This is a genomic window from Roseomonas alba (assembly GCF_019430885.1).
In the GTDB taxonomy this organism is placed as follows: Bacteria; Pseudomonadota; Alphaproteobacteria; order Acetobacterales; family Acetobacteraceae; genus Neoroseomonas; species Neoroseomonas alba.
This window is the reverse complement of record NZ_JAHYBZ010000003.1, coordinates 103,874-122,490: the sequence shown is the minus strand read 5'-3', so window position 1 is coordinate 122,490 and position 18,617 is coordinate 103,874. Positions and strand designations below refer to the sequence as shown.

Sequence of the window (18,617 nt, the reverse complement as noted above, 5' to 3'; positions counted from 1 at the left end):
GCTTCCGATCCGCGCTGCCGCCGATCCTTGTGCGTTCCTCGCGGCCGATCCCCGGGCGGTGCCCCGGGGATGCGGCGCAGGCGATCCGGAGGAGGGCGCGATGCCCGATGGAATGCGTGCGCGCGACTGCGATGACGATGGTGCCCTGGTGCCCCCGTCCGACGCGCTGCGACGGCTGCATAACATGAACGCCGAGACAGGCAGCGCGTTACATCGTCTGGTCGAAGGCTTCGACCGCTTCCGCCACCAGCATTTCGGCGACGATGCGCATCTCTACGACGCCCTGCTGGAAGGTCAGCGGCCGGAGGTGATGGTCATCGCCTGCTCGGACAGCCGCACCGACCCGGCCATCATCTGCGGGGCGGAGCCCGGTGACCTGTTCGTCGTGCGCAATGTGGCCGCGCTGGTGCCGCAGTATGAATCCGACCACAGGCCGCGAGGCACTTCGGCGGCCATCGAGTTCGGCGTCGTCGCACTCGGCGTGCGGCATGTCATCATCCTAGGCCACAGCTTCTGTGCCGGCGTGCGCTGTCTGCTCGAACATGATCACGGCGCGCAGCGCTTCCAGTTCGTCTCGGATTGGGTCGGCGTCGCGGCCGAGGTGCGCGAGGAGATGGATGGGCTGGTGACAGAGGCCGAACGTCCGGCGATCGCGCGCCGTGCCGAACAGGCCGCCGTACTGGCCAGCCTGCGCCATCTCGCCACCTATCCGTTCGTGGCCGAGCGGGTCGCGGATGGGCGCCTCAGCCTGCATGGCTGGTACTTCCACTTCGGCTGGGGTCTGCTGCAGGCGGCCGCTGGGCCGGGCGGGCCGTTCCGCCAGGTCGACCGCGGGGTACCGCCGCCGCCGGCGATCGGGTGCGCCGCCATGTGACGGATCCCGACGAACGCGCACTGCCGCGCACTGCGATGTCCCGGCGCGGTCTTCCCCGGCCTGCCGCTGCTCGCGAACATGGTGGAAGGCGGCAAGACGCCGATCCTGCCCGCCGCGCGGCTGCAGGAACTCGGCTTCCGCACGGCGGGCGTGCAGGTGGACTGACCGCGCGACATCGCGCAACTGCCGGGCCGGCGCCGGATGGCGCCACGCCATGGGGTCCGAAAGGCTCTGGCTCGGCGTCATGGGCGTCGAAGACGGCGAGGGTGTCGTCGCTCCGCGAGACGATCCCAACCCGTGCATGAGACGGCTACGGCACCGGCCGCGGGGTCTTCTCCGCGATGCGACGCATCTCCTCGAGGCCGTTGGCCGGGTCCACCTGCAACCGCACCGCGCGCATCGCCGCCTCGTCGAGGCCGTGCTCGCCGGTGCGGTGGTTATCAGCCGGGGCAGCCCTTCCAACCCGCCCCGCATCAGGGCGATCGAAGAACAGGCCCTGCTGCTGAACGACGGCTCTTTGGGGCAGGGTCAGACGACGACCCGGTTCCGCCCTTCGTGCTTGGCCTTATAGAGAGCCGAATCGGCCCGCCCGAGCCATTGCGACAGCGTTTCCCTGGCGCCGAGCTGCGCCGCGCCGACCGATATGGTGATGGCGCCGAGCGGCTCCGCGTTCGCCCGCAGGCTGACGCGCCGGGCGGCAAGGGCGGCACGCAACTGCTCGGCCAGCGCGGCGGCGTCCTCCAGCGTCGTGCCCGGCAATTAGTACAGCGAATTCCTCCCCGCCGTAGCGCGCCGCCTGGGCCGGCGGACGGCAGATCTGGACCAGGGTCGCACCGACCAGGCGAATGACGGCGTCGCCGACCGCGTGACCCCAATGGTCGTTCACCCGCTTGAAGTGGTCGATGTCGAGCATCAGCGCCGACAGCGCGGTCCCGGCCGCTGCCGCACGCGCGGCGTGCTCCCGCGCGGACTCGTCGAAGGCGCGGCGGTTCAGCAGGCCGGTCAGCGGGTCGGTCAGCGCCTCCCGATGCGCGGCGGCAAGCTGGCGTTCGAGGTCGCTGATGCGCCGGCCCGAGCTCTGCAATTGCCGGCCGAGGGCCAGGGACTTCATGGACAGGCTGGTGGTGACCTCGACCAGCCGGGCGACCAGCGCGGTCATGGCGGGGCGATCATCGCCCATCTCGCCGGCCGCCTGATGCAGGGTACGGCCGTAGCGGGCGGCATCGTGGCCGGCTTCGAGGATCTGACCCGCCGCCTCATGCAGCGTCGCCCCGGCCTCGCGCATCGCCAGTCGGGCGTTGCCGCCGGCGATGTGCAGGTCGTGCAGTTCGGACATCAGGGCGGGGTCGATCGGCCGGCCTTCGGCCATGGCGGCATCGAGCATCCTGCGCAGCGGCGGATTGGACGCGATGTGGAATTCGTACCAGACCGCGTAGTGGCGCGGCGTTGGCGCGAGCCCATGATGGCGCAGGCTGGCCATGGCCGCCTCGCACACCGCCATCGCTTCCGCCGTCGTGCCCTGTTCCATGGCCCCTCGCTCGCCTGGCGCGGGAGGCTATCGGAAAACTCCTGAGAACTCGTTCACCAGGGGACGGCAGGGGCACGGTCGCGATTGGCCGCGCCCCCGGCGCGATCAGTTGCCCGGGCCGACCAGCGTGACCTCGATGCGGCGGTTCTGGGCGCGGCCCTCCGCGGTGGCGTTGGACGCGACCGGGCTGTCCTCGCCATGCCCTTCGGCCGCGACGATGGTGCGCGGCACGCCGTCGCGGATCAGCACATCCGCCACCGTATCCGCGCGGCGCGAGGAGAGATCGAGGTTCGAGGCGATGCCCATCCGGCGCATCTCGGGCGAGACGGGCACATTGTCGGTGAAGCCGTCCACCACGACGCGTGTCTGGGTCAGGCCGCGCAGGGTCGGCACCATCTTGCGCAGCACCTCGCGCGCCTGCTCGGTGATGGTGTACCCGCCCGAGGGGAAGAGGATGCGGTCGGTCATGGTGACCTTCAGCCGGCCCTCCAGCAGCTGGATGGTCGCCTGGTCGGCGGTGTAGCGGGATTGCAGCTCGCGATAGGCGCGCTGCAGCTCCTCATACTCCTGGCGCGGCACGCAGGCACCGAGCGGAGCAAAGAGGGCAAGCTTGAGGAAGGAACGGCGCATCTCGGGCGTCCTGTCGAAAGGGTGTGCCGGCCTGGCCTTGGGCACTAGGTCCCGACTCCCTTCGGCTGCCGAACGAATCCCCTTACGCCAGGCCGCGTATCCTGTCGCGTCCCGATCCTATCCAATTTTTGTAGAACGCGAGGGTTGAGAGCCGGCGCGGAACACGGAAACGCGCCATATGGCGCATTTCCAAACAGGCTCTCAGGCCTCCCCCACGCAGTCCAGCATCGACGCCGCCAGCGCATCGGCCGGGGACTTGCCGCCCCACAGCACGAACTGGAAGGCGGGGAAGAAGCGCTCGCATTCCGTGATCGCGATGTCGACCATGTCCTCGAGGCTTTCCGCGCTTGCGCCCTGGGCGCCGCGCAGCAGCACGGAATGGCGGAAGACCGGCACGCCATCTTCCATTTCCATGCCGAAATGGCCGATCCACAGCCGGTCATTGGCGAGCGCCAGCAGCTCGTAGAGCTTCTCCCGCCGATCCGCCGGCACCTTCATGTCGAAGGCGCAGGTGAAGGCCATGGCGCTGATCTCATGTGACCAGGAGAAGTGCAGCCCGTAATCGCACCATTTCCCCGGCGCCTCGGCGGCCATCTCCCCGTCCGAACGGCGCTCGAAGGCCCATTCATTGGCGGCGATGATCTGTTCGAGGATGTCCAGCGGGTTGGTGGAACGATCCCGTTCCAACTGGAGAGAGGCGGACATTGCGGCACCTCCTTGCCCGGTGGCACCGCCCGGTGCCCACAAGATGTAGTGGGCGAATCGGGCGGGCGACAACGATTGGCAGACTACGCGGACGCGGAATCGCGCCGCAACCCCTACGGCGGTTGCGAAGGCTTCTTCAGTCCTCGGGTGAGGACTCCAGGCCAGCCTCCAGTTCGGCGAGGCGATGCTCCAGGGCGGCGATGCGCTCTTCCAGCGCCTCGGCCTGCTCGCGGGCGCGGCGGGCCACTTCCATGGCCGCGTCCAGCTCCTCCCGCTTGACCAGGTCCAGCTTGCGGACCATCGCCTCGGCCTGGGATTTCGCCATCTGCTCGGCCTCGCTGCGGATGCCCTGCAGCACCGAGAAGGCGCCCCCGGCCATCCCGGCCAGGTCGTCCATGAATTTTGTACGACCGCTCTCGCCAGTCATCGGAAGCTCTCCTGTCTCGCCCGCTCGCCTTGCCGGGCCGTCCCGGCGGGGCCTATACCGCCCGCGCCCCTGCCTCAAGGGCCGGCTCGGAAGCAGCGGAACATGCATATCGTCACCGGCGGGGCCGGTTTCATCGGCTCCAACCTTGTTGCTGCCCTGTGCGACCGCGGAGAAGAGGTGGTCGTGGTGGACCGGCTGCGCCAGGGCGTGAAGTGGCGGAATCTCGCGAAACACGCCATCGCCGGGATCGTGCCGCCCGAGGAATTGACGGATTTCCTCGCCAAGGCGCCGCCGGTGAAGGCGCTGTTCCACATGGGCGCGATCAGCGCGACCACGGAAACCGACGGCGACCTGGTGGCGCGGACCAACATCGCCCTGCCGCAGATGCTGTGGGACTGGTGCGCCGAAGCGGGCGTGCCCTTCATCTACGCGTCCTCCGCCGCGACCTATGGCGATGGCAGCCTCGGCTTCGATGACGACATGCGCGCCGAGGCGTTGGCGAAGCTGCGGCCGCTCAACCTCTATGGCTGGTCGAAGCTCGCCTTCGACCGGCGCGTCGCGCAGATGCTCGCCCGCGGCCACAAGCGCCCGCCGCACTGGGCCGGCCTGCGCTTCTTCAACGTCTATGGCCCGAACGAGCACCACAAGGGCCGCATGGCCTCCGTCGTGCTGCACAAGTTCAAGCAGATCATGGCGGGCGATCCGGCGACGCTGTTCGCCTCGGACCGCGAGGACATCGCCGATGGCGAGCAGAAGCGCGACTTCGTCCATGTGCGGGACTGCGTCGCCGCGATGCTGTGGCTGCAGCGCAACCCGCAGGCCTCGGGCCTCTACAACATCGGGTCGGGCCAGGCGCGGACCTTCCTCGACCTGACGCGGGCGATCTACGCGGCCCTCGGCCGCAACGCGGATATCCGCTTCATCCCCATGCCCGACGACCTCAAGGGCAAGTACCAATACTTCACCGAGGCGCGGATGGAGCGCCTGCGCGGGGCGGGTTTCACCGAACCGGCCACGACGCTCGAGGATGGCGTGCGCTCCTATGTACGCGACGTGCTCCTGAACGCCGAGGATCCCTACGCCTGATGTTCTTCGCCATCCCCTTTCCCATGATCGACCCGGTCGCCGTCCAGGTCGGTCCGCTGGCCATCCGCTGGTACGCCCTCGCCTACATCGCCGGCATCGTGCTGGGCTGGCGCCTGGCGCGCTGGATGGTGACGCGCACCCCGCCCGTCGCGACCCGCGAGCAGGTGGACGACTACGTCACCTGGGCGACGCTCGGCGTTATCCTGGGCGGGCGGCTCGGCTACGTGCTGTTCTACCGGCCCGGCTACTACATCACCGTCCCCTGGGAGGCCTTCGCCGTCTGGCATGGCGGCATGTCCTTCCATGGCGGCGCGCTGGGCGTGATCATCGCCACCTGGCTGTTCTGCCGGAACCGCGCGCTGGATTGGGTGGCCTTCGCCGACCGCATCGTCTGCGTCGTGCCGATCGGCCTGTTCTTCGGGCGCATCGCCAATTTCATCAATGGCGAGCTGTGGGGCCGCGTTGCCCCGGACGTGCCCTGGGCCATGATCTTCCCGACCGGCGGGCCGGAACCGCGGCACCCGTCGCAGCTCTACCAGGCGGGGCTGGAAGGCGTGGCGCTGTTCGCGATCCTGATGCTGCTGGCGAACAGCGAGGGGCTGCGCGCACGGCGCGGATTCCTCTCCGGGGCGTTTCTGGCGGGCTACGGCGTGGCGCGCATCATCGGCGAGTTCTTCCGCCAGCCGGACGCGCATCTGGGATTCCTCTTCGCCGGGGCGACGATGGGGCAGCTCCTGTCTCTGCCGATGGTGCTGGTGGGCGGGTGGCTGATGGCACAGGCGAAGACGCGGAATGCCTGAGAGCGCGGTTGGGGGGGTGCCTTGCCCCTTCCAAACCTCTCGTCATGTCCGTGGGAAGGCCCGATTTCCGGCCCTTGGCACGGCAGACGCGCCTGTGCCGCACGGCGATGCATGCCGGTCTGCATCAAGCCTCCGGGGGGCGCGGAGAAAGCCGGTGGGGTCGCAATCGGAGGGGCTCTGCCCCTCCGAACCACCCCGCCAGGGGCTTGGAGCCCCTGGACCGCAGGCTATTGGCGCCGGGCACGGCAGGCATTCTGCGGCCGCCCTGCGCGTTTCGTGCGCAAAGGCGGGTTTCGGCGCTGGTCTGCCATGGGCGCCCGGTGCCAAGTATCGGTTTCCAAAGGCCCTGTGGCCTTTGGTGGGGGGAGGTTCGGAGGGGGGCAAAGCCCCTCTCCGTCGCCCGACGAGCGTCGTGGTTCCGGCTGCGCGGCAGACCTCCTCTCGGTCCCGTCTGTCCTGATGGAACGCCTCGACCATTTCATGGCCCGCGCCGTCGCCGCCTACTACGCGGCGCGCGATCCGTTCGGCGCATCCGGCGACTTCACCACCGCCCCCGAGATCTCCCAAGCCTTCGGCGAGTGCCTGGGCCTCTGGGCGGCGGTCACCTGGGACCTGATGGGCCGTCCCGACCCGGTGCTGCTGGTCGAGCTTGGCCCTGGCCGCGGCACGCTGATGGCCGATGCCCTGCGCGCGGTGGCCGAGATGGTCCCGCCTTTCCGCACAGCGCTGCGGGTGCATCTGGTCGAGACCTCCGCGCGGCTGCGGGCCGTGCAGGCGCAGCGTCTGGGCGACGCGGTGACGGGCTGGCACGACGATATCGGGACGCTGCCGCCGGGTCCGGCGATCGTCATCGGCAACGAATTCCTCGATGCCCTGCCCATCCGTCAGTTCGTCCGCCGAGGCGGGGCCTGGCGGGAACGCCTCGTGGAAGCCGGCGCATTCGTCGAGGCCGCGGCGGAAACGGCGCCACCGCTGCCCTCCACCGCGGAGGAGGGCGCGATCCAGGAGGTGAACGAACCTGCCCGCGCGATCGCCGCCGCCCTCGGCGCGCGGGTCGCGGCGCAGGGTGGGGCGGCGCTGTTCCTCGACTATGGGCCGGCGGAACCCGGCTTCGGCGACAGCCTCCAGGCCATGAGCGCCCACGGCCGCGCCGACCCGCTGGGCCCGGCCGGGGAGGCCGACCTGACCGCCCATGTGGATTTCGCAGCGGTCGCTGCGGCGGCCCGCGACGCCGGCGCGGCGGTTCAGGGCCCCCTGCCGCAGGGGGTATTCCTCGCCCGGCTGGGATTGCACTCCCGCGCCGCCATGCTTGCCGCGCGGGGCGGTCCCCGCCATCTGATGGCGGCGCAGCGCCTGACGGCGCCCGAACACATGGGCAGGCTGTTCAAGGCGCTCTGCCTCTGCCATCCCATGCTGCCGATCTTGCCCGGCTTCGAGGAACCCTGATGGCCGTCTTCGTCACTGCCGAGAGCCTCGCCACCCAGCCCGGCCTCGCTCATGGCTTCTTCACCCGGCGCGGGGGTGTTTCCGCCGGGCCCTTCGCCGCGCTGAACTGTTCCGTCAGCAGCAAGGACGACCCCGATTCGGTGCGCGAGAACCGCCGCCGTGCCGCGGATGCGCTCGGCCTGCCGGGCGCGGCGCTGGCGGGGCTGACCCAGGTCCATGGCATCGATGTCGCGGTGCTGGACCAGCCCTGGGCCGAGGGCCATCGCCCGACCGCCGATGCGCTGGTCACGCGGCGGCCCGGGGTGGCGCTCGGTGTCGTCACGGCCGATTGCGCGCCGGTGCTCTTCGCCGATGCCGAGGCGGGCGTGATCGGCGCCGCCCACGCTGGCTGGCGCGGAGCGGTGGCCGGGATGCTGGAAGCGACCATCGACGCCATGATCGCGCTTGGCGCGCGGCGGGACCGCATCACGGCCGCCGTCGGCCCCTGCATCCGCCAGCCGTCCTATGAGGTCGCGGCCGATCTGCGCGACGCCGTGCTGCTGCGTGATGCCGCCGACGCGCGGTTCTTCGCGGAGGGCGCGCGGCCGGAACGCTGGCAGTTCGACCTGGCGGGCTATTGCGCCGCGCGGCTCGCCGCCGCCGGCGCCGCGGCCGAGGTGACGCCGCACGACACCCTCGCGCTCGACACCGACTTCTTCAGCCATCGCCGCCGCACCCTCGCTGGCGGCGGGCCGATCGGGCACCAGCTCTCGGCCATCGCCCTGCGCGGATGAGCGATGCCCTACCTCTACATGTTCGGCCTGATGATCGTGATCACCATGCTCGCCACCTGCGTGGCGATGCTGTAGCCCCACGCCGACCCGCCGGAGTATCGCGGCCCATGACCTCGTCCCTCCGCGCCCTGCGCCGCGCCGTGCTCGCGCTGCTGGTGCTGGCGCTCCCGGCCTGCGGCGACCTGCCGCAGCCCTATCGCGGCCGCCCGGGTGGCCAGGCGGGGCTGCTCGCCGCCCCGCCGGCCTATCGCCTGGCCGTACCGGCCCCTGCCGCCGCGCTGCTGACCAATGCCCAGGCGGAGAGCTTCGCCGAAGCCCTTTCCACCGCGCTGCTGACCGCCGAGGTCCCGGCCTCGGCGACCGATCCGCTGCCGCTTGATTGGCGGCTGACGGTGGAGGCCAGCCTCCAGGGCAATGCCGTGGTGCCGCGCTACGTGCTGTTCGACCCGGATGGGCGGCAGCAGGGGGCGACGCTCGGCACCCGCATTCCGGCACGCGACTGGCAGGATGCCCGGCCCGAGGTGCTCCAGCGCGCGGCGCGGGAGGCCGCGCCCCGCATCGCCGACCTGCTGCTGCGCGCCGAGGCCGCCCGCAAGGGCAACGATCCCGCCGCCCTGACCGAATCCGGCCCGCCGCGCATCTACGTCCCCATGGTCCGCGGCGCCCCCGGCGACGGCAATGAGGCCCTGACGATCCGCATCCGGGAAGCCCTGACCAGCCAGGGCATGATCGTGCAGGACCAGGCCCAGGGCGCCCGTTTCGCCGTGACCGGCCAGGTCGGCGTCTTTGACCAGCCGCAATCCCGCACCCAGCGGGTGGAACTGATGTGGACCGTCTCCCGCCAGGACGGCCACGACCTCGGCCGCGTGCTGCAGCTCAACGAGGTGCCGATGGGCGTGCTCAGCCGCTTCTGGGGCGACGTTGCCTTCGCGGCGGCGAACGAGGCGGCGGGCGGCGTGCGGACGGTGGTGCAGAATGCGGGCGGTTTCCCGCAGCAACCCGCGTCCGGGGCGAACCGGGCCGCAGCACCGCAACAGGGCCAAGGGCTGACCATGCCGCGGGACGGGAACACGCTGCCGCCGCCGCAGATGTCGGAAGCGAACTGAAAGGGCCGCGGAGAGGGGCTTTGCCCCTCTCCACACCTCACCCCACCCCACCAAAGGCCCGAGGCCTTTGGAAACCGATACCGCGTGTCTGGCACACGGCTCAGGCGTCATCTGGCCCGGGGCCGTCACCTTGTGCCGGATGGCCGGAACGGCTCTCTATCCGCGCGGGAAATGGGGCGCCCCATCACGCTTTTCGCCGTAGCACCTTCTCTGCCTCGACCAGCAACAGCAGCGCCGCGCCGGCGCCGACCACCATCGTCATCTCCGGCATGCCCAGCCCCGCGCTGCCGAACAGGCGTTGCAGCGGCGGGAGGTAGGTAAAGGCAAGCTGCGCCGCGGCCGTGACGCCCACACCGATCCAGATCGCCGGCGTGCCGCGGAAGCCTTCGACGGAAAACCCGGTGCTGCGGGATTGCCGCACGGCGAACAGGTAGCCCACCTCCATCGCCACGACGGCGTTGACCACCAGGCTGCGCGCCGCCTCCGCCGGCAGGCCACGCGACCGCGCCCAGGTGTCGAGCGCGAAGACCACCGCCGCCATCGCCACCGAGACGAAGACGACCCGCCACGCCAGCACGGCGGGCAGCAGCGCCGCGCGCGGTGGACGGGGCGGGCGGGCCATGACGTCGCGCTCGGGCGGTTCGAAGGCGAGCGTCAGGCCGAGTGCCACCGCGGTGACCATGTTGACCCACAGGATCTGCACCGGCGTCATCGGCAGGGCGATGCCGAGCAGGATCGCGGCGACGACGACCAGCGCCTCGCCGCCATTGGTCGGCAGGGTCCAGGCGATGACCTTCTGGAGGTTGTCGTGGACGGTGCGGCCTTCTCGGACCGCCGCGGCGATGGAGGCGAAATTGTCGTCGGCGAGGACCATGTCGGCGGCTTCCTTCGCCGCCTCGGTGCCCTTGCGGCCCATGGCGACGCCAACATCGGCGCGGCGCAGGGCAGGGGCGTCGTTCACGCCGTCGCCGGTCATGGCGACGACGCCGCCTTCCGCCTGCAGGGCGGTGACGAGGCGCAGCTTCTGCTCGGGGCTGGTGCGGGCGAAGATGTCGGTCTCGGCGGCGGCGCGACGCAGCGCGGCGTCGTCCAGCGCGTCCAGGTCGATGCCGGTCAGGGCGCGTTCCGTCTGACCGAGGCCGAGCGCACCGGCGATGGCACGCGCGGTGGCGGGATGATCGCCGGTGATCATCGCGACGCGGATGCCGGCGGCGCGGCATTCGGCGACGGCGGCAATCGCTTCCGTGCGCGGCGGGTCGAGCAGCCCGACGAGGCCGAGCAGCGTCAGCGGCGGCGGCGTGCCGTCGGCGAGGCTCGCATCCTCCGGCAGCCAGGTCTCGGCCAGGGCGAGGACGCGGAAGCCCTCCTCGGCCAGGCTCTGCGCCGCGCGTTCCCAGCGGGGCGCGTCGAGCGAGGTCTCGCTCTCATCCGTCGCTTCCAGCGCGCAGAGCGGCAGCAGCGCCTCCGGCGCGCCCTTCACGGCGAGCAGCCGGCCGTCCTCGGCCCAGTGCAGCGTCGCCATCCAGCGGTTCCGGGAGTCGAAGGGAATGACGTCGAGTCGCTGCGCCTCCGGCACCACGCCGGCGCGGGCGGCGAGCGCCAGCAAGGCACCCTCCATGGGATCGCCGAGCACCGTCCGGCCACCGGACTCGTCGGGCGCCAGCGTCGCGTCGTTGCACAGCGCGCCAGCCCGGGCGAGGCGGCGCAGCAGCGTCATCGCCTCGGCCGTCGGCGTGCCGCCCCCGGCGGTGACGATGGAGGCGACGGGGCCATAGCCCTCGCCTTCGATGGACAGGCGCCCGGCGGCGGTGAGGACCGCGCGGGCCTCCATTTCGTTGCGCGTGAAGGTGCCGGTCTTGTCCGAGCAGATCACGCCGACCGCGCCCAGCGTCTCGACGGCGGGCAGGCGGCGGATGATGGCGTGGCGCGCGGCCATGCGGCGCACGCCGATGGCCAGCGTCACGGTCAGCACCGCCGGCAGCCCTTCCGGGATGGCCGCGACGGCGAGGCCCACCACGGCCATGAAGGCGTCGGCCGCCGCCCAGCCCTGGAACAGGGCCACGGCGAAGGCGAAGGCCGACAGGCCGAGCACCGCGATCGTCACCTGGCGCGCGAAGCGGTCCATCTGGCGGATCAGCGGGGTTTCGAGCGTCTGCACCTCGGCGAGCAGGGTGCTGACGCGGCCGATCTCGCTGGCAGCGCCCGTCGCGACGACGACGCCGCGCGCCTGCCCCGTCACGACCAGCGTGCCGGAGAAGAGCAGCGAATGCCGGTCGCCCAGCGCGGCGCCCTCCGGCACGGCGGCCACGTCCTTGTCGGCCGGCACGCTTTCCCCGGTCAGCATCGCCTCCTCCGCACGCAGCGCGCGGGCGGAGAGAATGCGCAGATCGGCCGGCACCCGGTCCCCGGCTTCGAGCAGCACGACATCGCCGGGGACGAGCGCCTCGGCCGGCAGGTCCGTCCGAACCCCGTCGCGCAGCACCGAGGCATGGGGCGCCAGCATCCCCCGGATGGCCGCCAGCGCCTGTTCCGCCCGTCCTTCCTGGATGAAGCCGACGATGGCGTTCAGCACCACGACGCCCAGGATCACCCCGGCATCCACCGGATGCCCCAGCGCCAGGCTGATCGCCGCCGAGACCAGCAGGACATGAATCAGCAGGTTGCGGAACTGGTCGAGGAAACGGCGCAGCGCGCCGCGCCGCGGCGGTTCCGGCAGCCGGTTGGGGCCGTGCCGGGCCAGGCGCGCAGCGGCCTCGGTGGCGGTCAGCCCCCCCGGCGCCGCCTCCAGGCGCGCGAGCACCGCGCCCGGCGGCAGCGCATGCCAGGGCGGCTGCGGGGGGCGGTCGGCTGGCATGACATCCATGTCATCTGGCTAGTCGCCCCCGCAGCGGCGATCAACCGGGGGCGGTCACAGCCGAGGCTTCCGGGCGGAAAAGGTCGCGCCTATCCTCGGCGGGACTGGAGGACGCCGCCATGCCCAACCCGACCGCCTGCCTGCTCATCATCGGCAATGAGGTGCTCTCCGGCCGCACCCAGGACGCCAATCTGAAGTTTATCGCCACGCGCCTCGGCGAGATCGGTATTCCGCTGCGGGAAGTCCGAGTCATTCCGGATGTGCCCGAGACCATCGTCGACACGGTCAACGAGGTCCGCGCGAAATACGATCACGTCTTCACGACGGGCGGCATCGGCCCGACACATGACGACATCACCAGCGAATGTGTCGCCGCCGCCTTCGGCGTGCCATGGGAACCGCATCCGGAGGCCTGGCGCCGGATGGAATCGCACTATGCGCGGCAGAACCCGCCCGGCGACTTCAACGCCGCGCGCCAGCGCATGGCGACCATGCCGCGCGGGGCGGAACTGATCGACAACATCATCTCCATCGCGCCCGGCTTCACCATGGGCAATGTCCACGTCATGGCCGGCGTGCCGCGCATCATGCAGGCGATGTTCGAAGCGCTGGCGCCATCGTTGCAGGGCGGCCCGCCCGTGGTCTCGGCCGCCGTGCACGCCAACGGGCTGATGGAAGGGCGGATCGCGGAAGGGCTCGGCGAGATCCAGAAGCGGTATCCGGACCTCGATATCGGGTCCTATCCCTACTACCGCACCGGCGGGGGCGGGGTCGCCGTGGTGGCGAAAGGAACCGATGCCGAGACGGTGAAGCAGGCCGCGCATGACGTGCTGGTGTTCATGCGGGCCTGCGGCGGGCAGCCGGTGGAAGGCGAGCCCGCATAGGGCAGGGGGCGGACCGGAGGAGGGCTCTGCCCTTCCCCGGGCCCCCACCCGCCAAAGGCCGAAGGGCCTTTGGAAACCCCAATCTGGTGTCGGGCGCGGCGGACCGCTCCTGACGGCGGTGGCACGTCCTGCACGGCACGCGCCCTCCGGTTCCCCCGCAGCTACGCCCAGTCGATCTGTTCCGCGTATCGCACGCCCGTCAGCACCAGTCCCTCGGCCGGCGCGGTTTGCCCCGCGCGCGTCCGGTCGCGGCCGTCCAGCACGCTGCGAGGCCAGGAGACGGGACGCTTGCCGCTGCCGACCTCGGCCAGGGTGCCCACCATGTTGCGGACCTGGTGATGGAGGAAGGAACGCGCCTCGGCGGTGATGACGACCTCGTCGCCCAGCCGCGCTACATCCAGGCGGTCGAGCGTGCGTAGCGCCGACTTCGCCTGGCAGGCCGCCGCGCGATAGGCCGAGAAATCATGCTTGCCGAGCAGCATCTGCGCCGCCTTATGCATCGCGCCGGCATCGAGACGCCGCTGCACGTGCCAGACGCGCCCGAGATCGAGCGCCGGACGTGCCCGGCGGTTGAGGATGCGGTAGCGATAGGCGCGGCCGATGGCGGAAAACCGCGCGGACCAGTCCTCGGGCATCACGGCGGCACCGAGCACGGCGACGGGATGCGGCCGGGTGTGGAAGTTCAGCGCCTCGCGTACCCGTTCAGGCGGCAGGTCGGCGGACAGCGTCACCTGCACCACCTGGCCTTCCGCATGGACCCCGGCATCGGTGCGCCCAGCCGCGGTGAAGACCGGGATCTCGCCGCCGTTCAGATTGGCCGCAGCGTCCTCAAGCACCTGCTGGACGGACAGCCCTTCGGCCTGGCGCTGCCAGCCGACGAAGGGCGCGCCGTCGTACTCGATGAGGAGCGCGTAGGACGGCATCAGCCGAGCTGCGTGCCGCGCGGCAGAGCGAAGCCGCGCAGGAAGGCGTCGGCGTCCATGGCCGCGCGGCCCGGGCGCTGGAGGCGCGCCAGGCGCAGCGCGCCGGTGCCGCAGGCGACCAGCGCGGCATCGTCCAGCGCCGTGCCGGGGGCGCCGGACCCGGCTTCGACCCGGGCGGCGAGGACGCGGATCTGTTCGCCCCGGTGGTCGAAGAAGGTGCCGGGCCAGGGGTTCAGGGCGCGTACGCGGCGTTCCAGCGCCGCAGCGTCCTTGTTCCAGTCGAGGCGGCCGTCCTCCTTGGTCAGCTTGGGGGCATAGGTGACGCCGTCCTCCGGCTGGGCGATGGCGGGCGGGTCTTCGGCCAGGGCGCGGAGGATCAGGTCGGCGCCGATGGCGGCCAGCGCATCGTGCAGGGCCTGGACGGTGGTGTCCGGCCCGATGGGCGTGGCCTGCGTCAGCAGCATGGGCCCGGTGTCGAGGCCCTCGTCCATGCGCATGATGGTGATGCCGCTTTCGCTGTCGCCGGCGAGGATGGCAGCGTGAATCGGCGCCGCCCCGCGCCAGCGCGGCAGCAGGGAGGCGTGGATGTTGAGGCAGCCGCGTTTCGGCGCATCGAGCATCGCCTTGGGCAGGATCAGCCCATAGGCCGCGACCACGGCGGCATCGAGCCCCAACGCCGCGAAGGCGTCGTGCTGCGCCGTATCCCGCTTCAGCCGGGTCGGCGTGCGGACTTCGAGCCCCAGCTCCAGCGCCGCGCGGTGCACCGGACAGGGCGTTTCCTTCTGCCCGCGCCCGGCTGGCCGAGGCGGCTGGCAATACACCGCGGCGATGTCGTGCCCCGCCTGATGCAGCGCCTTGAGCGCCGGCACCGAGAAATCGGGGCTCCCCATGAAGGCGATGCGCATGGCGTTCCCCGTTTTGCTGGATGGGCTGTGCCTGCGGCGTCGGCGCGACAGGCTGACAGGAAGTTCCCAAAGGCCTTTCGGCCTTTGGCGGGTGGGGTCCGGGGAGGGCAGGGCCCTCCCTGGTCTTCAATCCCTCTGCTTCGCCTTCAGTTCCTTGGCGAGTTTCCGCAGCAGCATGTTCCGCTTCAGGGCCGACAGGTAGTCCACGAACAGCACCCCGTTCAGGTGGTCGATCTCGTGCTGCAGGCAGGCGGAGAGCAGTCCTTCGCCTTCGATTTCCTTCTTCGCCCCGGTCAGGTCCTGGTAGCGCACCTTCACCCGCGCGGGCCGCGTCACGTCGGCATATTGCCCGGGCAGGGACAGGCAGCCTTCCTCGCGCGTCGCGACCTCGTCGCTCTCGGCGACGATCTCGGGGTTCACCAGCACGATCGGTTCGCGCTTCTCCTCGCGCTGAAGGTCGATGACGACCAGGCGGATGAGTTCCCCCACCTGCGGCGCGGCCAGGCCGATGCCCGGGGCGGCATACATGGTGGCGAGCATCTTCTCCGACAGGGCGCGCACGTCGTCGGCCTTCGCGACGGGCTTGGCCTTGGTGCGCAGGCGCTGGTCGGGGACGAGCAGGATCGGCAGGGTGGTGGGATCGGTCATGGCGGGGGCCTGGGCATGTAGCCTTCGCGCTCCCCCCTTGCAACTGCCTGCCCGGCCGCCAAAATCCAGGGCCGGCGGGATGCTTCGGGTCCCGTCGCCCGCTTCGCTCTCGGATGAGGAGGCCCGCCTTCGTGTCTCGACCGTCTCTGTTCGGTTCGCCGCTTTTCCTTGGCTTCGACCACCTCGAGCAGATGCTCGACCGGGTGGGCAAGAGCGCCGACGGCTATCCCCCCTACAACATCGAGCAGATGAGCACGGACCGCCTGCGGATCACGCTGGCCGTCGCGGGTTTCGCGATGGACGACCTGCAGATCACGCAGGAGGACAACCAGCTCGTCATCCGGGGCCGGCAGAGGGACGACAGCGAGGGACGGATCTTCCTCCATCGCGGCATCGCCGCGCGGCAGTTCCAGCGTGCCTTCGTCCTCGCGGAGGGGATGGAGGTGGAGGGTGCCTGGCTCGACAACGGGCTGCTGCACCTGGAGCTGAAGCGCCCGCAGCCGGAGAGCCGGGTGAAGACCATTCGCATCGGCGCGCGTGGCAATGGGGCCACGGCGCTGGTGGACGATAGCAACGAGCGCGGCTGAGGAGGCGCGCCCGACACATCCGGGCCCCCTTCGGGGCCGGAACAGCAGCCGCACGGGCCCATGACGGGACGGACGGCAGGAGAATGACCAATGTCCGACATCAATGACCGCATCGACGACGTCGAGGAGCAGGAGGAGGCCGAGGCCTTCCCGAGCGCTGAAGAACTGCGCCGGCTGTCGCCGCTCGCCTGGGCGCAGTATGGCGCCCGCCAGATCGCCTATGTCCGCCCGGTGATCGTCAACGGTCAGCCGGCCGTCGCGATCCACGCAGCCGACGGCACGCCGATCGGCGCGGCGCCCACCATGGCGCTGGCGACGGCGGCGATCGTGCAGCACGGGATGGGGCCTGCCCTGGTCCACTGACGCGCCGCCGGCGCGTCAGTCGATGCGCCGTAGGAAGGTGGTCACGCTCGGCCGCCGCCGGCCATCGCCGGAGGCGGCCATCAACCTTGCATCCATCACATCCGGCGCGGTGAGCGTGAGGCGCGTGGTCATGCCTTCGGGGCTCGTCCATTCGAGGATTCCCGGTGCCGTGACCGTCATCATCCGCCGCCAGTTTCCCGCCGGCGCCGATGCGGAGGCGAAGTTCCGCGCATCGTCCGGCGGGCCGATGAAGGCGCTGCGGGCGATGATGACCTCCGCCGTGCGTTGCGCCTCATTCACCGACAGCACGATGTAGACGATGTGCCGGCCGCTGCGCCCGCCCCACAGCCGCGATCCGCTGCTCCAGCTGCCGACCAGTCGCGCATTGGGGCCGGAGGAGGCGGGGCGGCTGAAGCGCAACTCGGTCAGGTTGCGCGGCAACGGCACGCCATGGGCGGCGGCATCCTCCACGATGCGGCGGGTCGGCCCGGCGGAGGCCGTCGCCCCTGCGGCGACACGCAGGAAGAACGGGCCGAGCAGGCTCGAATTGTCCCACGGCACCTGACGCCCGCCGGTCGCCTGGCGGACGCTGCGGCGCACCCGGGTCAGCATGTCGCGGATCTCGATATCCGGGGTTTCCATGTACCGCAGCAGCGCGGTCGTGAAGGGGCTGTTCGTCCCGTCGCCGTCCATCGCGACCTCTCCGGGTGCCGTGGCGAAGGCGATCAGTGTCCCCTCGGCCGAGGCCACCCGGGCGAGCCCATGCCGCGTTGCCGTGCCGGAGACGGCGGGACCGAAGGGATTGTCGCGACAGGCATCGAGAAAGATGAGCGTGGTCGCCGCCCGGCCCTGCAACGCCGCGGCGATGTCGTCGTAGCGCAGCCCCGCCGCGGCCAGAGACGACGCGTCCCGCACGCGGGACAGATCGACCGGGAAGATGAGGTTGTGCCCGCCGATCTCGGCCGCATGGCCCGCGAAGAACAGCAGCGCGGCCTCGGCGCCGGGTGCCGCATCCGCGAGGCGGCGGACCGCCGCGGCCATGCCGCCGCCATCCGCATCGACCAGCAATTCCACCCGGAAGCCGAGCCTCTCAAGCGTCTGCGCCATCGCCTGGGCGTCGCGGGGTGGGTTCGCCAAGGCCGGCGCGCCGCCCTGATAGGCACCGTTGCCGATGACCAGGGCGATCCGCCGCGCCGCCTGCGGCAGCGCCGGCACCGCTGGAGCGGTGGCGATGAGCGTCGTCGCCAGGAGCATGATGCGCCGCCGCATGCCGCCATCCTCTTCCTCGACGGAAGCAGTATGGAAATCCGGCCCGCCCCGGTCCATGGACGTGATGGTGAGGCGGTGCCGGCGCTGGAAATGCGCCATCCGGCGCATTTCCAGGCAGGGTTCCGGTCGGTCTCAGCCAGGACCGGGATCGATCCACCCCACATGCCCGTCGCCCCGGCGATAGACGACGTTCAGCGCCCGCGTCGCCTTGTTGCGGAACATCAGGACGGGGACATGGCCGAGATCCATGCGCATCACTGCCTCGCCCACCGTCAGGATCGCGATCTCGGTGGTGTGCTCGGCGATGATGGCGCCGTGATCGACGCCGTTCGGCACGGCGGGGGCCTCCTCGCCCTCCTCCTCGGTGACCTCAAGGACGCGTTCGCGGCCCTCGGGCGCCTCGTCGCGGCCGGGGGCGAAGGAGCGTGCGTGCTCGTTCACCCGGCGGCGATATCGGCGCAGGCGCTTGGCCAGGTGCTCGGCCGCCTCGTCGAAAGCGCGGTGGGCGTCGGGGCCTTCGCCTTCGGCCCGCATGGTCAGCCCTCGGCCGGCCTTGAGATTGATATCGCAGGCGAAATTGGCCCGGCTGCGGTGGAAGGTGACGTTCGCTTCCAGCGCGTGGTCGAAATACTTGCGCGTGATGGCGTCCAACCCGTCACGAACATGGGTCTTCAGCGCCTCACCGGTTTCGACCTGCTTGCCTGCGACTGTGACATGCATGGGGCTTTGCCCTCCTTCCTCTAGTGAAGGGGAGGGGCCGCCCCGCATGGCGACCGGACGCCGATCCGCCTCCTCAGGGCAGATCGTTC

At 71.0% G+C, this 18,617-nt stretch carries 19 protein-coding genes and 1 pseudogene; 9 read left to right on the top strand and 11 right to left on the bottom strand.

Going from position 1 to position 18,617, the window contains the following annotated elements; all coding sequences use genetic code 11:
* Nucleotides 1-100: 100 nt before the first annotated feature.
* Nucleotides 101-874, top strand: coding sequence for a carbonic anhydrase (locus KPL78_RS09340; protein ID WP_219762672.1), 774 nt, complete (start codon nucleotides 101-103; stop codon nucleotides 872-874).
* Nucleotides 875-1,402: 528 nt separating this feature from the next.
* Here the strand turns inward: KPL78_RS09340 and KPL78_RS30780 are convergent.
* From KPL78_RS30780 to KPL78_RS09320, 5 genes and pseudogenes are all read right to left on the bottom strand, one after another.
* Complete coding sequence (locus KPL78_RS30780) at nucleotides 1,403-1,588, bottom strand: diguanylate cyclase domain-containing protein (RefSeq protein WP_369412708.1); 186 nt, start codon at nucleotides 1,586-1,588, stop codon at nucleotides 1,403-1,405.
* 58 nt (nucleotides 1,589-1,646) lie between these two features.
* Nucleotides 1,647-1,985: pseudogene (locus KPL78_RS30775) on the bottom strand (GGDEF domain-containing protein); the annotation flags it as partial.
* A 522-nt stretch (nucleotides 1,986-2,507) separates the two neighbouring features.
* Nucleotides 2,508-3,032: an OmpA/MotB family protein gene (locus KPL78_RS09330; protein ID WP_219762670.1), complete on the bottom strand. Its 525-nt coding sequence runs from the start codon at nucleotides 3,030-3,032 to the stop codon at nucleotides 2,508-2,510.
* 201 nt (nucleotides 3,033-3,233) lie between these two features.
* Nucleotides 3,234-3,737 (bottom strand): type III secretion system chaperone family protein, encoded by a 504-nt coding sequence (locus tag KPL78_RS09325; protein WP_219762669.1) that lies wholly within the window; start codon nucleotides 3,735-3,737, stop codon nucleotides 3,234-3,236.
* A 136-nt stretch (nucleotides 3,738-3,873) separates the two neighbouring features.
* Nucleotides 3,874-4,164 (bottom strand): accessory factor UbiK family protein, encoded by a 291-nt coding sequence (locus KPL78_RS09320; protein ID WP_219762668.1) that lies wholly within the window; start codon nucleotides 4,162-4,164, stop codon nucleotides 3,874-3,876.
* A gap of 102 nt (nucleotides 4,165-4,266) precedes the next feature.
* Here KPL78_RS09320 and rfaD point away from each other — a divergent pair, with 102 nt between their 5' ends.
* The 5 genes from rfaD to KPL78_RS09295 all read left to right on the top strand — a co-directional run bounded on the left by rfaD (nucleotide 4,267) and on the right by KPL78_RS09295 (nucleotide 9,375).
* A complete protein-coding gene (rfaD, locus tag KPL78_RS09315; RefSeq protein WP_219762667.1) occupies nucleotides 4,267-5,250 on the top strand; it encodes an ADP-glyceromanno-heptose 6-epimerase in 984 nt (327 codons plus the stop codon).
* Complete coding sequence (gene lgt / locus KPL78_RS09310; protein WP_219762666.1) at nucleotides 5,250-6,050, top strand: prolipoprotein diacylglyceryl transferase; 801 nt, start codon at nucleotides 5,250-5,252, stop codon at nucleotides 6,048-6,050. The genes rfaD and lgt overlap by 1 nt, the downstream gene beginning before the upstream one ends.
* Nucleotides 6,051-6,509: 459 nt before the next feature.
* A complete protein-coding gene (locus tag KPL78_RS09305) occupies nucleotides 6,510-7,496 on the top strand; it encodes a class I SAM-dependent methyltransferase (protein WP_219762665.1) in 987 nt (328 codons plus the stop codon).
* Complete coding sequence (gene pgeF, locus KPL78_RS09300; protein ID WP_219762664.1) at nucleotides 7,496-8,269, top strand: peptidoglycan editing factor PgeF; 774 nt, start codon at nucleotides 7,496-7,498, stop codon at nucleotides 8,267-8,269. The genes KPL78_RS09305 and pgeF overlap by 1 nt, the downstream gene beginning before the upstream one ends.
* 107 nt (nucleotides 8,270-8,376) lie before the next feature.
* A complete protein-coding gene (locus KPL78_RS09295) occupies nucleotides 8,377-9,375 on the top strand; it encodes a hypothetical protein (RefSeq protein ID WP_219762663.1) in 999 nt (332 codons plus the stop codon).
* A gap of 184 nt (nucleotides 9,376-9,559) precedes the next feature.
* Here KPL78_RS09295 and KPL78_RS09290 read toward each other — a convergent pair whose 3' ends face one another.
* Nucleotides 9,560-12,229, bottom strand: coding sequence for a cation-translocating P-type ATPase (locus tag KPL78_RS09290; RefSeq protein ID WP_219762662.1), 2,670 nt, complete (start codon nucleotides 12,227-12,229; stop codon nucleotides 9,560-9,562).
* Nucleotides 12,230-12,348: 119 nt separating this feature from the next.
* Here KPL78_RS09290 and KPL78_RS09285 point away from each other — a divergent pair, with 119 nt between their 5' ends.
* On the top strand, nucleotides 12,349-13,113 hold the full coding sequence (locus KPL78_RS09285) for a competence/damage-inducible protein A (RefSeq protein WP_219762661.1): 765 nt from the start codon (nucleotides 12,349-12,351) through the stop codon (nucleotides 13,111-13,113).
* Between the two features lie 161 nt (nucleotides 13,114-13,274).
* Here KPL78_RS09285 and truA read toward each other — a convergent pair whose 3' ends face one another.
* From truA to def, 3 genes are all read right to left on the bottom strand, one after another.
* Nucleotides 13,275-14,036 carry a tRNA pseudouridine(38-40) synthase TruA gene (gene truA, locus KPL78_RS09280; RefSeq protein ID WP_219762660.1) on the bottom strand — a complete coding sequence of 254 codons (762 nt, stop codon included), beginning with the start codon at nucleotides 14,034-14,036 and terminating at the stop codon, nucleotides 13,275-13,277.
* Nucleotides 14,036-14,941 carry a methionyl-tRNA formyltransferase gene (fmt, locus tag KPL78_RS09275; protein ID WP_219762659.1) on the bottom strand — a complete coding sequence of 302 codons (906 nt, stop codon included), beginning with the start codon at nucleotides 14,939-14,941 and terminating at the stop codon, nucleotides 14,036-14,038. The genes truA and fmt overlap by 1 nt, the downstream gene beginning before the upstream one ends.
* A gap of 126 nt (nucleotides 14,942-15,067) precedes the next feature.
* Nucleotides 15,068-15,589 (bottom strand): peptide deformylase, encoded by a 522-nt coding sequence (gene def / locus KPL78_RS09270; protein ID WP_219762658.1) that lies wholly within the window; start codon nucleotides 15,587-15,589, stop codon nucleotides 15,068-15,070.
* A gap of 191 nt (nucleotides 15,590-15,780) precedes the next feature.
* On the opposite strand from def, the gene KPL78_RS09265 reads away from it, so the two are divergent.
* Nucleotides 15,781-16,176, top strand: a complete 396-nt coding sequence (locus tag KPL78_RS09265) for an Hsp20 family protein (RefSeq protein ID WP_432761279.1) — start codon at nucleotides 15,781-15,783, stop codon at nucleotides 16,174-16,176.
* A 90-nt stretch (nucleotides 16,177-16,266) separates the two neighbouring features.
* Nucleotides 16,267-16,539: a DUF1150 domain-containing protein gene (locus KPL78_RS09260; RefSeq protein WP_255568818.1), complete on the top strand. Its 273-nt coding sequence runs from the start codon at nucleotides 16,267-16,269 to the stop codon at nucleotides 16,537-16,539.
* 15 nt (nucleotides 16,540-16,554) lie between these two features.
* Here the strand turns inward: KPL78_RS09260 and KPL78_RS09255 are convergent, their stop codons facing one another.
* Nucleotides 16,555-17,907 (bottom strand): caspase family protein, encoded by a 1,353-nt coding sequence (locus KPL78_RS09255; RefSeq protein WP_219762656.1) that lies wholly within the window; start codon nucleotides 17,905-17,907, stop codon nucleotides 16,555-16,557.
* 33 nt (nucleotides 17,908-17,940) lie between these two features.
* Nucleotides 17,941-18,528 carry a ribosome hibernation-promoting factor, HPF/YfiA family gene (gene hpf, locus KPL78_RS09250; RefSeq protein WP_219762655.1) on the bottom strand — a complete coding sequence of 196 codons (588 nt, stop codon included), beginning with the start codon at nucleotides 18,526-18,528 and terminating at the stop codon, nucleotides 17,941-17,943.
* Between the last annotated feature and the right edge of the window lie 89 nt (nucleotides 18,529-18,617).